The organism is Aestuariivirga litoralis (assembly GCF_003234965.1).
Taxonomy (GTDB): Bacteria; Pseudomonadota; Alphaproteobacteria; order Rhizobiales; family Aestuariivirgaceae; genus Aestuariivirga; species Aestuariivirga litoralis.
Genome location: NZ_QKVK01000002.1, coordinates 523,861 through 537,212 on the forward strand (window position 1 = coordinate 523,861; position 13,352 = coordinate 537,212).

Genomic DNA, 13,352 nt, shown 5'->3' on the forward strand with positions numbered 1-13,352 from the left:
GGCGGGCCTCCACCGTCAGGATTCGCGCAGCCGGAAGCGCTGGATCTTGCCGGTCTGGGTCTTGGGCAGCGCATCGCGATACACCACGCGGCGCGGATACTTGAAGGGCGCGATCACCGCCTTCACATGGTCCTGCAGGATCCTGGTCATCAGCGCGTCACCCGCGTGGCCCTTCGCCAGCACGACATGCGCCTCGACGATCATGCCGCGTTCGTCGTCGGGGGCGCCGATCACGGCACATTCGGCAACGGCCGGGTGGGACAGCAGGGCTGCCTCCACCTCCGGCCCTGCGATGTTGTATCCGGAAGAGATGATCATGTCGTCCGAGCGCGCGGCGAAATGGAAGTAGCCGTCCGTGTCCTGCCAGAAGCTGTCGCCCGTCAGGTTCCAGCCGTTCCTGACATAGCTGGTCTGGCGCGAATCGTTGAGGTAGCGACAGCCGGTGGGGCCGCGCACCGCGAGGCGCCCGACCTCGCCTACCGGCTTCTCGTTGCCGTCGTCGTCCACGATCCGCGCCTCATAGCCCGTCACCGGCTTTCCGGTGCAGCCGGGGCGATGGTCACCGAACCGGTTGGTGATGAAGATGTGCAGCATCTCGGTGGCGCCGATCCCGTCGAGGATGGGCTTGCCGGTGCGTGCGATCCATTCCTCATAGACCGGCGCCGGCAGCGTCTCGCCGGCGGAAACCGCCGCCCGCAGCGTCGAGAGGTCGGTCCCCTCGGCCATCGCCTTCAGCATGGCGCGATAGGCGGTCGGGGCGGTGAAGCAAACGGTGGCCTTGTGCTGCTGGATGATCTCGATGAGGTTGGGCGGCGTGGCATGCTCCAGCAGAGCGGCCGCCGCCCCGAAGCGCAGCGGGAAGATCGCCAGGCCGCCGAGGCCGAATGTGAAAGCCAGGGGTGGTGAGCCGACGAACACGTCGTCAGGCGTCACGTTCAGCACCTCCTTTGCGTAGGCATCGGCGATGATCAGGATATCGCGGTGAAATGCCACTGCGCCCTTGGGCGTGCCCGTGGTGCCGGAGGTGAAGCCGATCAACGCGACGTCGTCGCGCCCGGTCTTCACCGCGGCGAACTTCACGGGCTTGGTCAAGGCGATGCGATCGAGCTCGGCATCATGGTTCGCCGTGCCGTCAAAGCCGACGATCGTATGGAGGAACTTCGAGGCCTTCCCGCAGGTGACGAGTTCTTCCATCAGCCGCGTGTCGCACAACGCAAATGCGATCTCCGCCTTGTCGACGATCTGTGCCAATTCGCCGTGGCGCAGCATGGGCATGGTGTTGACGACCACGGCCCCGGCCTTCATCGCGGCCAGCCAGCAGGCCACCATGGCAGGGTTGTTGGCCGAGCGGATCAGCACCCGGTTGCCGGGTTTCACGCCATAGACATCAACCAACGCGTGGGCGATGCGGTTCGACCAGTCGGTGAGTTCCTTGTAGGTGCGCTGCCGGCCATTGCCGAAGAGCGCCACATGATCGCCGAAGCCGTTCTCCACCATGCGATCGGTAAGCTCGACCCCGGCATTCAGCCATTCGGGATAGGAGAACCCGTCGGTCAGGATCACCGGCCACTGATCGCGAGGCGGCAGGCGGTCGCGGGTGAATGTGTCGGAATGGCCTGTGGGCCCCAGCATTCTCGTCCCCTTCGACAGAAGAGCATGCAAAACAGGTTGTCGAGGCTGCCACGCACATCAAATTGTTTCAAGCTTAAAATATTCATCTGCGTGAGCGGCTCCCTGCAGCGCCCAGGTGCGGAGATGAACAGGCGGTTGAGGGACCGCGCCAATGCGCGAGATCCCCGCGCCGTTTCGGGCTGCGGGGATCCTTCGTTCACGAGCGTCGCTCGTATGGTGGGTCTCTCCGGCGCGTCAGCCCAGGTGATGGGTTGGCGGAATGCCATAGACCGGTGTGGCAATTCCCTCGTGCCGCGCCTTCAGCTGCAGGGCGAGGAATTGCGAGTAATGCCGTGACTGGTGCAGGTTGCCGCCGTGGAACCACAGCGCCTCCTGCTGGGTGGGCTTCCACATGTTGCGCTGTTCGCCGACCCACGGCCCGGGGTCCTTCGTGGTGTTGGACCCAAGACCCCAGCACTTGCCCACCTTGTCGGCCACGTCCTTGCCGATCAGGTCGGCCGCCCAGCCGTTCATCGAGCCGTAGCCCGTGGCGTAGACGATGACATCGGCCGGCAGGTGCGTTCCGTCCTCGAGCATCACGCCGGTTTCGGTGATCTCCTTCACCTGCCCATGTGCAAGCTTGATCTTGCCGTCGATGATGAGCTGGCTCGCGCCGACGTCGATGTAGTAGCCCGACCCGCGCCGCAGATATTTCATGAACAGGCCCGAGCCATCGTCACCCCAGTCCAGCTTGAAGCCTGCCTTTTCCAGTCCGGCATAGAAATCGGCGTCCCGTTCACGCATCTGCTCGTAGAGAGGGATCTGGAATTCGTGGAGGATGCGATAGGGAAGGCTGGCGAATATCATGTCCGCCTTGTTCGTCGTCATGCCGCCGCGCACCGCCTTTTCGGAATAGAGCCCGCCGAGGCCGATATCCATCAGGGTGTCCGACTTCACGATATGGGTCGAGCTGCGCTGGACCATCGTGACATCGACGTCGTTTTCCCAGAGTGCTGCGCAGATGTCGTGGGCGGAGTTGTTGGAGCCGATCACGACCGCGCGCTTGCCCTTGTAGGCATCGGGGCCCGGGTGCTTGGAGGAATGATGCTGGTCGCCCTTGAACTTCGCCATGCCCGGATAGTTCGGAAGGTTGGGCTTGCCCGACATGCCGGTGGCGAGGACCAGCTGCCTGGGCTTCAGCACGACCTCCTGGCCGTCCCGATCGACGACCACGGTCCATTCCCCGGTGGCTTCATCAAACCGGGCGGATTTGGCCGTGGTCTTGGACCAGTAATTGAGCTCCATGATCTTGGCGTACATTTCCAGCCAGTCGCCGATCTTGTCCTTCGGCGCAAACACCGGCCAGTTGGGCGGAAACGGCAGATAGGGCAGGTGATCGTACCAGACGGGATCGTGCAGGCAGAGAGACTTGTACCTGTTGCGCCAGCTGTCTCCGGCGCGCGCATTCTTCTCGATGATGATGGTCGGCACCCCGAGCTGGCGGAGCCTTGCGCCCAACGCTATGCCGCCCTGTCCGCCGCCGAGGATCACGACATAGGGCTGCCTGGTGTAGCCCAGTTCACGCGCCTCGGCCTCGCGCTCTTCCAGCCATGTGGGCCGGTGCTTTGCGGCACCATGCTTGGCGCCCAGGGGACGGTCATACCCGAGCGGCTCCTCATGCCCCTTGAGTTCGACCATCGTGGTCAGCAGCGTCCAGATCTTGTCGCCGCGCAGGCGAATGAGGCCGTAGCCACGGGCCACGGCCGTCTCGAAGCTGATCCACGCGGTGATCACGCCACCCTCCTCGGTGGCCTCCTCGCCCTCGGCCACCTGCCAGTTCGAGGGCTTGCAGCCCGCAAGCTGGTGACGGAGCATGTCGGCGATTTCCGCCTTGCCTTCCATGGTCTTGATGTTCCACGTGAAGGTTACCAGATCGCGCCAGTAGCAATCGTCCTCGAACATGCCGGTCACGGCCTCGATGTCTCCGGCAGCCAGTGCTGCGCCGAACCTGTCAAGAAAAGCCGCGACCTTGCCTGTCGCCGTTATGTCGAGCATGGGGTCCTCCTTTGTGTTCTTTGTGACGGCAGGTTGCACTGCATGAAACCCGGATGCAACATGCTACGCCGTGCCCATGCCCAGATTCTTGATGGTCAATGGCACGCCTGAGGAGTTCGATCTGCCAGATGTCAAAGACCAGGTTTCGACATTTTCGTCCCGTCGCCACGGGGCTCGCGATGACACTCGTCCTCATTTCACCGGCGCATTCGGACCCGCTGTTTTCTCCCGAGCTCACGTCAGCTTGCGTGTCCGCAGCTGTATCCGCCTCGCCCGGCCTTTCCGGTTCGGCCGTTCTCGACTGCATCGGCAAGGCCTCGCAGGCCTGCATGACTTCCCCGGGTGGCGACACCACGATCGGAATGGTCGACTGCCTTCAAGGTGAATTGGCCTATTGGGACAAGCGGCTCAATGCGGCCTATGCCAAGCGGCTCGCGGTGGCCAGGAAAGACGACGCGGAGATGAAGAGCGCACGGACCGCCAAGGTCTCCGTCGAGGAGAGTTTGCGAAACATGCAGCGCGCGTGGATCGCCTTTCGGGATGCAGCCTGCCTTTACGAGCAAGTGCAGTGGATGGGCGGCTCCGGTGGAGGCCCGGCAACTGCCGCTTGCCGCCTGCAGGAGACCGCCCGGCAAGCGCTGAGACTTGAAGGCTGGTGGTCCCAGTAGAACGTGGAGTTCAGAAGGATCTGAACGATGCACATCCCGACACGCCACGGCGTGGGCCCCACTTGCGTATCGCTGCCTGCCGGTCCCTGGCCCACGGTGCTGGACTTCCTGGTCGAACGCATGCCCCACATCCCGCGCGAAACCTGGGCCGAGCGCATGCGCAGCAAGTCGGTGTTGAACGCGGATGGCCGGCCGGTGCCGCTCGCGCAGGCCTACACGCCGCACACGCGGCTGTTCTACTACCGCCACATCGAGGATGAACCACAGCTGCCGGAGCTGCCCGGTATCGTGTTCGAGGACGATCATCTCCTGGTGGCCGACAAACCCCATTTCATGCCCGTTACACCGGCGGGGCGGTATGTGCAGCAGAGCATGCTCGTGCAACTGAAGACGCTGACGGGGTGTGACGATCTGGTGCCGCTGCACCGCATCGACCGCGAAACCGCGGGCCTGGTGCTGCTGGGAAAACGCCCGGCCGACCGCGACGTCTACCACGCGCTCTTTCGCCAGCAGCAGATCCACAAGACCTACCTCGCCGTCGCCCCGTTTCGGCCTGGTCTGGCGTGGCCCCGCATCCATACCAGCCGCCTCGTGGCGGGCGAGCCCTTTTTCCGGATGCAGGAAGTTGCGGGCGAACCCAACAGCCAAACCCGCATCAGCCTGCTGCGCAGCGATGGCTCTCGCGCGCTGTACCAGCTGGAACCTGTCAGCGGCAAACGCCACCAGCTGCGGGTCCACATGCAGGCGCTGGGGCTGCCCTTGGAAGGTGACCTGTTCTACCCGGAGGTACTGCGCACACCGGATGCGCCGGACGACCATGCCCACCCCCTGCAACTGCTGGCGCAGCGCATCGCCTTCACCGACCCGGTGACCGGCGCGAAGCGTGTGTTCCAGAGCCAGCGCAGCCTGCGCTTTCCCGATCGGGTGTAATGGCGGAGGGAGAGAAGCTGGCTGCGAACTCTCTTTCTTTCCAAGCCATTGATTTTGTTAGACTCGGTATTTAGCGGCGTTCGAATCCCGCGCGGGGATCCAAACTCTATCGATTAGACCCGAAGCTTCAGGTCGCGATCCAGCGGGAACATCGCGTAGACAGAGGTGCGGCGCTCTTAGCGTGTCGTGGAGAGCGCGCCGCTGTCGCAGACGATGAGGCGGCCGGCGACGGGTTCGAAGGCGACGCAGAAGTGAAGCATTGCAACGCGTCGCGGCTGGGCTAAGAGCAGTGGGTCCACCCTTGGCAAATCGCGCGGAGGTTGCCTTGCCTGCACTCGACAGATCGCTGGTCGCCAGCCTGCCCGTGTTCCAGGGCCTGACCCCGGAGCAGCAGGATGACGTGCTGGGCGAAGCACAATCGGTTCGCTATCCGAAGGGCGCCGACGTATTCCAGCAGGACCAGCAGGCGCAGCACTTCTTCCTGCTGCTGCATGGCCATCTGCGTGTCTATCGCCTGACGCCGGATGGCCAGCAGGTGGTGGTGCGCTACATCTCGCCCGGCGAGATTTTCGGCGTGGCCATGGCGCTCGGCCGCACCACCTATCCGGCCACCGCTGCGGCCGTCGTCGACAGCGTGGCGCTGGTGTGGCCCAATGCCGTATGGCCGCGCCTGTCCGAGACCTATCCGGCACTTCTCGCCAACACGCTGCGGACCGTGGGCAGCAGGCTTCAGGATGCGCAGACGCGCGTCGTCGAGATGTCGACCGAGCAGGTGGAGCGCCGCATCGCCCACGCGCTGCTGCGGCTTGCCCAGCAGTCGGGACGCAAGGTCGAGACCGGAATCCAGATCGACTTTCCCATTTCCCGCCAGGACGTGGCGGAAATGACGGGAGCCACGCTCCACACGGTGAGCCGCGTGCTCAGCGCGTGGGAAGACCGGGGCCTTGTCGAAGGCGGCCGCCAGAAGATCACGCTTCGTGACCCGCACCGCATCTTCATGCTTGCCGAGGGCAATGGCGGCTGAGCCTCACGCGGCGCGCGCCGCGAGCCGCCGCAGATCACGCAGGAAGACATCGGCCTCGACATGGTGCTCGCGGCAGGCATCCGCCACAGTGTGGAAGCAGGCGATGGGACAACCGGGGCAGTTCATGCGGTGATCGAGGAAGGCGCGGATCGTTTCAGGCCAGCCGCGCATGACGTCATCCACGAGGGTCGCAGCGGTGATGTTCAGTTCGGTCATGTCAATCTCCATCGGCAGCTTGCCCCTCCTTGCTCCTGATTAGCGCCGACCGGGCAAAGCTGCTTTGCGACACCGCAAAGAGCGGGCGAATGGGCTTCGGCGCCGCGATTTGCGCCAGCACAAAGTCTGCCGTCGGCCCGCCCGCTAAGCATGGCCCGACACTGAACAGGAACGAGCACGATGTCCCTCATGGTCCCGACTTCGCCCGACACCTTGCCTGTCAACGAGCTCATCGCCCACATCGCGGCCCGCTACCAGGAGGTGCATCGGCGCGACCTTCCCGAACTGATCGAACTTGCCCGCAAGGTGGAGCGGGTGCACGAAGCCGCGCCGGACGCACCGATGGGCCTAGCCGACGCACTGGACCGCATCTTCCTCGAACTCGACATGCACATGCAGGTCGAGGAAAACGTGCTGTTCCGCGCGATGCGGCAGAACCTCGACGGCGCCATCGCGCATCCGATCGCGCTCATGCGGAGCGAACACGCCGACTACGTCGGTGAGCTCGAGAATATGCGCGAACTCGCGCATGGTTTCATCCCGCCGGAGGGCGCCTGCGGCTCTTGGCGGCGCCTTTACCAGGGTGCGGCAGCGCTCGACGCGACGCTGCGTGAACAGATTCGGCTGGAGAACGAGGTGCTCTTTCCACGCTTCGAGGTGGCGCAGACGCGCTGCACCTGCGCGCATGCCTGAGCGGAAACCGTCATGAGCACATCGGCACAGCAGATCAGGGCCTGGAACGGGCCGCAGATCCTCGGCTACGGCTTCCGGCCCTTCTTCCTGGGCGCGGCACTCTACGCGGCCTTCGCCATGGTGGCGTGGATCGGCGCGCTGACAGGCGCCTGGACAATTCCCTCCGCCTTCGGGCCAGTGGAATGGCACGTGCATGAATTCCTCTGGGGATACCTCTCCGCCGTGGTGGCGGGCTTCATGCTGACGGCGGTCCCCAACTGGACGGGACGGCTGCCCATCGTCGGGGTGCCGCTCGCGGTCCTGTGGAGCAGCTGGCTCCTGGGGCGGATTGCGGTGTTCTTTTCCGCGGGCTGGCCACCCGTGCTGACGGCGGCGCTGGACCTCAGCTTCCTCGCATTCCTCATTGCGGTGCTGGCGCGCGAGATCATTGCCGGCCGCAACTGGCGCAACCTCAAGGTCCTGGTCATGGTGGGCCTGCTGCTCGCCGGCAATGCAACGTATCATGCCGAGATGATGCGGGGCGGCATGGCGCATGACAGTCTCGGCCTGCGCATCGGGCTGGCCAGTGCGGTGCTGCTGATCGCGGTGATCGGTGGGCGCATCATTCCGAGCTTCACCCGCAACTGGCTGGTGCGGCGCGCCCCTGGCGCCCTGCCGATGCCCTTCGATGGCGATGACAAGGTGATCATCGCGGTTACCGCCCTTGCCCTGCTATTGTGGATCGCGATGCCTCATGCGCTCACGACTGCCATCGCCATGCTGGCGGCGGGCATTGCCAATCTCTGGCGGCTGTCGCGCTGGGCAGGATGGCGCAGCCTGGCCGAACCGCTCGTCGGCATCCTGCACCTCGCCTACCTGTTCCTTCCGCTCGGCTTCATCGCAATGGCGGCGGCCACACTGCTTCCTGATGCGGTGCCGCATTCCGCCGGCCTTCACACCTGGACTGTAGGTGCCATCGTGCTGATGACCCTCGCGGTGATGACGCGCGCCAGCCTTGGCCACAGCGGCATGCCGCTGCATGCCGACCGGCGCATTTCGGGCATCTACCTGCTGGCGGCGGTGGCTGCGGTGGCGCGTGTCTGCGCCGGCCTCTTCCCGCAGGCCGACTGGCTGCTTCATCTTGCGGCGGCGTCCTGGGTACTGGCCTTCCTGCTCTTCGCAGGTGTCTACGCCCCGCTCTTCGTGAGGCCGCGCGTCCGCACCTAGGTTTCTCCGGCGAAATGGCAGCGGGCGCGTGATGCGCCTGCAGGCCGGAAGGCCGGAGCTTCGGCGCGGCAGATGTCCTGCGCGATCGGGCAGCGGGGATGGAAGGCGCAGCCTGCCGGAATGTTCTCCGGGTTGGGCGGGCCGCCGCGCAGCAGCGCATGCGATCTGCGTTTCGTGAGATCGATCTCCGAAATGTGGAGATCGGCGCCTGGGTAAAGATATCCTTCGGGGTACCCAGCGCTACGTCTGGCAGCCCCTCTTCGACGATGCGGTCAAGATACATCACCGCCACGCGGTCGCTCACATGCTGCACCACCGACAGGGCACCCATCTCCGCTTCCACGAGAGCATCGAAACCCTCACGCCGCCCGCAATCTACTTCGGGCGCGGTCAGACAATCTTGCTAGAAGGAGAACGGATCAAATACGACACCATCAAGACCAGATGCTTGCAACACCGCGGAAAAGCCGCATAAAATCAAACCAAGATGCGCCAATTCCTCTCTTCAATGACGCACCCAATTGTCTCAGAATATCTGATGTCGGAACACTCTAGGCTGATATCCTTGGAAGGAGGTCGGTTACTTCCACCTGCATGCACACACCAGCTTGCAAGTCGTATATCCTATCAGCCGCCATAGCCCATGCTGCTCGGTGTGAAACGGTGAACACAGTAAGCCGCCCTTTAAGAGCAACTATATTTGCAAGTACCTGAGACTCAGTGACGGGATCAAGCGCACTCGTCACCTCATCGAGAATAAGAAAGGATGGCCGCCCGACAAGTGCTCGAGCCAGCGATACTCTCTGGCGTTCACCGCCCGAGAGCTTTGACCCCATCTCGCCCACGACGGTATCGAGGCCACTCGGCATCTGCCTAACCAACTGCGCGGCACCGGCCAGAACCAGTGCCTCCCACACCTCTCCATCACTGATCGTTGGATCGAGCAGAGTTATGTTCTCCCTTATGGATGCGTGGAACAAGTTCAGTTCCTGTGGCACATAGCCGATATGTCGCCGCCAAGCCCAGATATCCACATCGGGCAATGACACATCTCCCAGAACCACTCGCCCTTCCGAAGGCGAGATGAGGCCGAGGATCAAGTCTATAATGGTCGTCTTTCCTGATCCGGAATGGCCTTGCAGAACAGTAATTTTTCCCTCTGGTATCTCCAGGCAGGCGTTCTCCAGCACACGGTTCTGTCCTCGCCAAAAGCTGACGCCTTCAAGTCTCAGACTGCAAGGCACCGCAGGCTCAAGATGGCCGCCATTGATCTCACGATTTGCCTCCACATCTGCAATCAGCGACGTTGTACGCAAAAAGGCACTCTCAAGCGAAGCTGCCTGCTGAAGATAGCGCTGCAATCTAGAAACGACAGTCAGGATCTGAAAGAATCCGATGCCGCTGATGATGAGCGCGGGCAACGGCAACCCGCCAACGGCATGACCGAGATAGAGGCCGCCGCCGATAAGCACGGCCAGCAGCAAGTCGCTCCCCTGAGCCAATCCAGCCTTCGACACCTCTCTAGCAACCAATGAGCGGTGCACGCCTGACATTGCTCGCCCAATTCGCTCTTGAATTGCATGCTGGCGCCACATGGACTTGATCGGCTTGAGACTTGCCAGAGCGTCGGTGGTCAGCATGGAGAGTTGGGCGGTGCCATCCGTCTGGCGATAACCCGCACGACGCCCAATCTCCACAAGACGACCGAGGCTCAGCACAACGACTAGGCCGCCTCCCAAACCGAACAGAGCCACACGCCAGTTTATGAGAAAATTGAGAGCAACATAGGAAAGCGCCTGGATTGCATATGCCGCCACCTGAGCCGAGACGAGATAGGCGTCTCCAGCGCGTGCTGCATCATTGCCCAGCGAATTTGCCACGTGGCCTACTTTCTGGTCGGCAAGATAAGGCCAGCGAGCATCAAAGAGACCTGCTACAAGCCGTCGGCGCAGTGAGACCGACACTCTCGCCGCAAGAATTCCGGCATAGGAAAGGGCGGAGAAGGAAAGCAGAGACTTGGCAGCCATGAGTGATACGGCGAGCAGAATTAAGTTGCCGAAGGTCGGCGCTACACCAAGCGCTGCGAGCCCACTTTGAACGTAGCGACCGACAGTCGAATTGCTCTCACTAGAGCCGTTTGCAATGGTTGACAGCGCTGGAAGCAGAGATCCGATGCTGGCTGCTTCGGCGAGGCCCGACAGCAACAGGCACACCAGGACAACGCCAGAGGCTGCCTCTCTGCGCTCCAACAGCGTGCGAGGCAGGCTCAAGCGCATCCTGTGGCGCCGCTGACCAGAGAAATCCGAGGTTCTGATTGCAGCAACTCGGAAACGTATTCTCGCTCTCGATCGAAGTCATGCGGAGGTGGTGAAGTTAGGCCTCGTTGACTGAGGGAGCCCGATTCGAAAAAATCAAAGCCAAACAACCGCAACTCGGAGAATCCTCCCAAGCGCAAGATGAGGTCAATCACCATTGCCCCCGTGCTCGGCCGGGCTCCGCCCAGTCTCGCAGCCAATATATGCCACCATTCACTAGGATAGAACGACATTGGGAGCAACGCCCCATAAGCCAAAAGAGCGAGCGCTCGGCGTCGGGGGGACATCCAGATCAGACGCTCCGGTTTGAGAGCCTGCAGGCGGCGAGGTGAAAGGAGCGTGCTGGAGGCAATCCAGCTTGTGCGTGCGCCATGGCTCCCTGTCTTCTGGTTAGGTGCTGTATTCAGCCGAATGACGAGTTCACAACTATCGATTTCTTGACCGTGGGAGAGGGTCGACAAACTCCGGGCATTGCCAACAAGGGCAACGGATCTGCCGGACACACGTCGTGCTAACGTCGATCTCATCGTCATGACGCAACCTGTCTCGACATCATGGCCGCTGATTGAGCTATATGATCGAACATTTTGTTGGCTCGGGCGATAGCATCGCGCCGATAGCGTCGAATTCTGTTGATCTCATCATTGCTCAGAGGCGGTACGAGCAGTGTTTGCCTTTGCAGGTCTCCAGTTTGGATCAATCGTTCGGGCGTTCCCAATGCCTCTAGAAGCAGTGACTCGATTTTCGCTGTATTAGATCTGACTGCCAGAAATGGGGTCTCGCTCATCAACGAAAAGACAGCGGCGTGGAAACGCCCTGTCACCACGGATTGAGCAGCAGCAATGGAGGAGAAGTATCGAATGGCAGAACGCTCGTGAGCCCCAGGCGTTACGGTCCATCGCATCATGGACTTGAACCGAGACCGCTGCATCGGGAGGAATGTCGCCTCATAGACGATCGCTTGACGGCGCAGAAGACGCGAGACTTCCGGCAGTGTACTATCGGTGACCACCTTTCCCTCGCCCTTCATGGCCGGGCCAAGGCGCGCACTGAAACAGAGGTCAGACGCTATTACGGCTGAAAGTCCGTTCGCTTCTGCGTACCTGCAAGATCTGGTATCACGCAGGAAAAGCCGCTCGCAGTGCTGCAGCACCGAGAAGTCCCGTGACCGGAGATTTTCAATCGTCGCGTTGATGAGAAATATCGGGGCGCTGGTGGCACCGCGGATTCGCTTGATCGCGTGCAGCAGTCGTCGCGCTCCAGGCCGCGCGGCCGTGTTGTGGAGAGTACCTTCTCCATTGACGACAACGACATGGGCCTGTCGCAGTGCGGGTGAGAGCTCCAGTCCAAACTGGGGCTCCGCCCCCATGGGCCACCGTCCTGAGACGGCTATTCCACGTGCCTCGAGACTATCTTTGATTACAGACATGACGGTCACGCAGCCCGGATGGCCGGAGACGCTCGTGTCGTTCACCAAGAAGGCGCTTCGGCCCCTCATTCGCGATTCTCAGATGCTGTTCCCTGCTTTAAGGCTGGTAGGGGGCCTGAACCGGAAGCTCTTTGCGGTAGCGCAAACTGGCCTGCTACAATGCCTGACTTCATCTCGATCGAAGAGCGACAAGAAGCTGGTGCCGGTCGCGCCGTCTCGTTAAGGATTAATTGAGTCCGTTGGTTCACGACGGAAAGTCCAACTCCTGACCGGCTCGTCGGAATGGAGTTCCCCTGGTCTGAGGCTCATCCAAATTGGCTGTCTGCAGCAATTCCAAAGTCAGGTCATGCGCGCCTAGCGCAGCTATTGTTCCCAAAGGATTTTGGGCCGCTCGACTTTGAACTTCCTCCAAAGGAGGGAATATCTCGATCTTCTTTGCTCACTGGCATGACGCTCAGGGACTTGCTTCCTGTCGACACCACGCCAGGATTGCGTCCTCGTGAGAGGGCAAGCTGGTCGCTAAGCCACCTGAGAAGCGCTCAAAGGCGATACGGTGTGTCGGGGAGAGACCAATGAGGACCGGCAGGCCAATGCCGAGCGCGTCGGCTATCAAGGCACGGAAGCCTCTACCTTCCGCTTCGCTAAGTCCGAACTTGTTGAGAATGACGAGATCAGCGCCGCCAGCCTTAAGCCTTGTGGTCGCTAGCCCCACGGCGTCCTCAAATGCGCCTGTATCCATTCGGCAGGCGGTCGACCCGGGACCCAGATTCTGCGTAATCCGGGCCATGGGACCATCGGGAAGCAGCCACAAGTCACTTTCGCAGTCCCATGTTCCTGCTATGGCCGGAGCTACTCGCAGAGCGCCGACCATTCGTACGCCGTCTCGCTTTAGCTGCAGATATACGTGGTTTAACAATGCATCGGTATGACCGCGTTGGTTTGACAAGACGCTTGCTATGGCCATCAAAGGACAAGTCCCGAGTAAAGGGCGCTGGGCGGACCAAAAAGGTGTCGCGAACTAGGTCAGATCCGAACCCACTATAGTCAGTCCACGATTCCGCTTTTCCAGGCGGCAAGAATAATGGCCATTCCAGCAACCGTGAGCAGCACCAAGATTCCAGCCAGCATTGAGTCCTCCCAAAGTATGCGAGGTGACTATTGCCTTGGCTCGAGTAAACCTCGTTGCGCTGCCGCAACTAAGGTAC

The 13,352-nt window shown here is 61.9% G+C and carries 14 protein-coding genes; 6 read left to right on the forward strand and 8 right to left on the reverse strand.

Annotation, left to right across the window (positions count from 1 at the left end):
• Positions 1-15: 15 nt before the first annotated feature.
• Entirely contained in the window at positions 16-1,632 is a 1,617-nt protein-coding gene (locus tag DK847_RS06415; RefSeq protein WP_111196974.1) for an AMP-binding protein, read from the reverse strand.
• Positions 1,633-1,866: 234 nt separating this feature from the next.
• Entirely contained in the window at positions 1,867-3,666 is a 1,800-nt protein-coding gene (locus DK847_RS06420; RefSeq protein WP_111197292.1) for an NAD(P)/FAD-dependent oxidoreductase, read from the reverse strand.
• 179 nt (positions 3,667-3,845) lie between these two features.
• On the opposite strand from DK847_RS06420, the gene DK847_RS06425 reads away from it, so the two are divergent.
• The 3 genes from DK847_RS06425 (at position 3,846) to DK847_RS06435 (ending at position 6,288) form a co-directional block, all read left to right on the forward strand.
• Entirely contained in the window at positions 3,846-4,334 is a 489-nt protein-coding gene (locus tag DK847_RS06425; RefSeq protein ID WP_111197293.1) for a lysozyme inhibitor LprI family protein, read from the forward strand.
• Positions 4,335-4,361: 27 nt separating this feature from the next.
• Positions 4,362-5,264 carry a pseudouridine synthase gene (locus tag DK847_RS06430; protein ID WP_111196976.1) on the forward strand — a complete coding sequence of 301 codons (903 nt, stop codon included), beginning with the start codon at positions 4,362-4,364 and terminating at the stop codon, positions 5,262-5,264.
• 325 nt (positions 5,265-5,589) lie between these two features.
• Positions 5,590-6,288: a Crp/Fnr family transcriptional regulator gene (locus tag DK847_RS06435; protein ID WP_111196978.1), complete on the forward strand. Its 699-nt coding sequence runs from the start codon at positions 5,590-5,592 to the stop codon at positions 6,286-6,288.
• Positions 6,289-6,291: 3 nt separating this feature from the next.
• Here DK847_RS06435 and DK847_RS06440 read toward each other — a convergent pair whose 3' ends face one another.
• Positions 6,292-6,504 carry a DUF1858 domain-containing protein gene (locus DK847_RS06440; protein WP_111197295.1) on the reverse strand — a complete coding sequence of 71 codons (213 nt, stop codon included), beginning with the start codon at positions 6,502-6,504 and terminating at the stop codon, positions 6,292-6,294.
• 180 nt (positions 6,505-6,684) lie between these two features.
• Between DK847_RS06440 and DK847_RS06445 the strand changes: the two genes are divergently transcribed.
• Entirely contained in the window at positions 6,685-7,197 is a 513-nt protein-coding gene (locus DK847_RS06445) for a hemerythrin domain-containing protein (RefSeq protein WP_111196980.1), read from the forward strand.
• A gap of 12 nt (positions 7,198-7,209) precedes the next feature.
• A complete protein-coding gene (locus DK847_RS06450; RefSeq protein WP_111196982.1) occupies positions 7,210-8,403 on the forward strand; it encodes an NnrS family protein in 1,194 nt (397 codons plus the stop codon).
• Here the strand turns inward: DK847_RS06450 and DK847_RS21105 are convergent.
• The 4 genes from DK847_RS21105 to DK847_RS06475 form a co-directional block, all read right to left on the reverse strand.
• On the reverse strand, positions 8,400-8,597 hold the full coding sequence (locus tag DK847_RS21105; RefSeq protein WP_111197297.1) for an oligopeptide/dipeptide ABC transporter ATP-binding protein: 198 nt from the start codon (positions 8,595-8,597) through the stop codon (positions 8,400-8,402). The genes DK847_RS06450 and DK847_RS21105 overlap by 4 nt on opposite strands.
• A 357-nt stretch (positions 8,598-8,954) precedes the next feature.
• Positions 8,955-10,673 carry an ABC transporter ATP-binding protein gene (locus DK847_RS06465; protein WP_161957172.1) on the reverse strand — a complete coding sequence of 573 codons (1,719 nt, stop codon included), beginning with the start codon at positions 10,671-10,673 and terminating at the stop codon, positions 8,955-8,957.
• Positions 10,670-11,251, reverse strand: a complete 582-nt coding sequence (locus DK847_RS21110; RefSeq protein WP_111196987.1) for a glycosyltransferase family 29 protein — start codon at positions 11,249-11,251, stop codon at positions 10,670-10,672. The genes DK847_RS06465 and DK847_RS21110 overlap by 4 nt, the downstream gene beginning before the upstream one ends.
• Complete coding sequence (locus DK847_RS06475) at positions 11,248-12,087, reverse strand: polysaccharide pyruvyl transferase family protein (RefSeq protein WP_161957174.1); 840 nt, start codon at positions 12,085-12,087, stop codon at positions 11,248-11,250. The genes DK847_RS21110 and DK847_RS06475 overlap by 4 nt, the downstream gene beginning before the upstream one ends.
• Positions 12,088-12,145: 58 nt before the next feature.
• Here DK847_RS06475 and DK847_RS20555 point away from each other — a divergent pair, with 58 nt between their 5' ends.
• Entirely contained in the window at positions 12,146-12,370 is a 225-nt protein-coding gene (locus DK847_RS20555; protein ID WP_161957175.1) for a hypothetical protein, read from the forward strand.
• Positions 12,371-12,601: 231 nt separating this feature from the next.
• Here DK847_RS20555 and DK847_RS21115 read toward each other — a convergent pair whose 3' ends face one another.
• Positions 12,602-13,111 carry a DUF2478 domain-containing protein gene (locus DK847_RS21115; RefSeq protein WP_111196991.1) on the reverse strand — a complete coding sequence of 170 codons (510 nt, stop codon included), beginning with the start codon at positions 13,109-13,111 and terminating at the stop codon, positions 12,602-12,604.
• Between the last annotated feature and the right edge of the window lie 241 nt (positions 13,112-13,352).

Bases quoted from the DNA above. Each gene is read 5' to 3' on its own strand.
- DK847_RS06475 (WP_161957174.1), bottom strand. From the start codon at position 12,087: ATGGGGGCGGAGCCCCAGTTTGGACTGGAGCTCTCACCCGCACTGCGA.
- DK847_RS06450 (WP_111196982.1), top strand. From the start codon at position 7,210: ATGAGCACATCGGCACAGCAGATCAGGGCCTGGAACGGGCCGCAGATC.
- DK847_RS06415 (WP_111196974.1), bottom strand. From the start codon at position 1,632: ATGCTGGGGCCCACAGGCCATTCCGACACATTCACCCGCGACCGCCTG.
- DK847_RS21110 (WP_111196987.1), bottom strand. From the start codon at position 11,251: ATGACGATGAGATCGACGTTAGCACGACGTGTGTCCGGCAGATCCGTT.
- DK847_RS06430 (WP_111196976.1), top strand. From the start codon at position 4,362: ATGCACATCCCGACACGCCACGGCGTGGGCCCCACTTGCGTATCGCTG.
- DK847_RS20555 (WP_161957175.1), top strand. From the start codon at position 12,146: ATGACGGTCACGCAGCCCGGATGGCCGGAGACGCTCGTGTCGTTCACC.
- DK847_RS06420 (WP_111197292.1), bottom strand. From the start codon at position 3,666: ATGCTCGACATAACGGCGACAGGCAAGGTCGCGGCTTTTCTTGACAGG.
- DK847_RS06425 (WP_111197293.1), top strand. From the start codon at position 3,846: ATGACACTCGTCCTCATTTCACCGGCGCATTCGGACCCGCTGTTTTCT.
- DK847_RS06445 (WP_111196980.1), top strand. From the start codon at position 6,685: ATGTCCCTCATGGTCCCGACTTCGCCCGACACCTTGCCTGTCAACGAG.
- DK847_RS06440 (WP_111197295.1), bottom strand. From the start codon at position 6,504: ATGACCGAACTGAACATCACCGCTGCGACCCTCGTGGATGACGTCATG.
- DK847_RS21115 (WP_111196991.1), bottom strand. From the start codon at position 13,111: ATGGCCATAGCAAGCGTCTTGTCAAACCAACGCGGTCATACCGATGCA.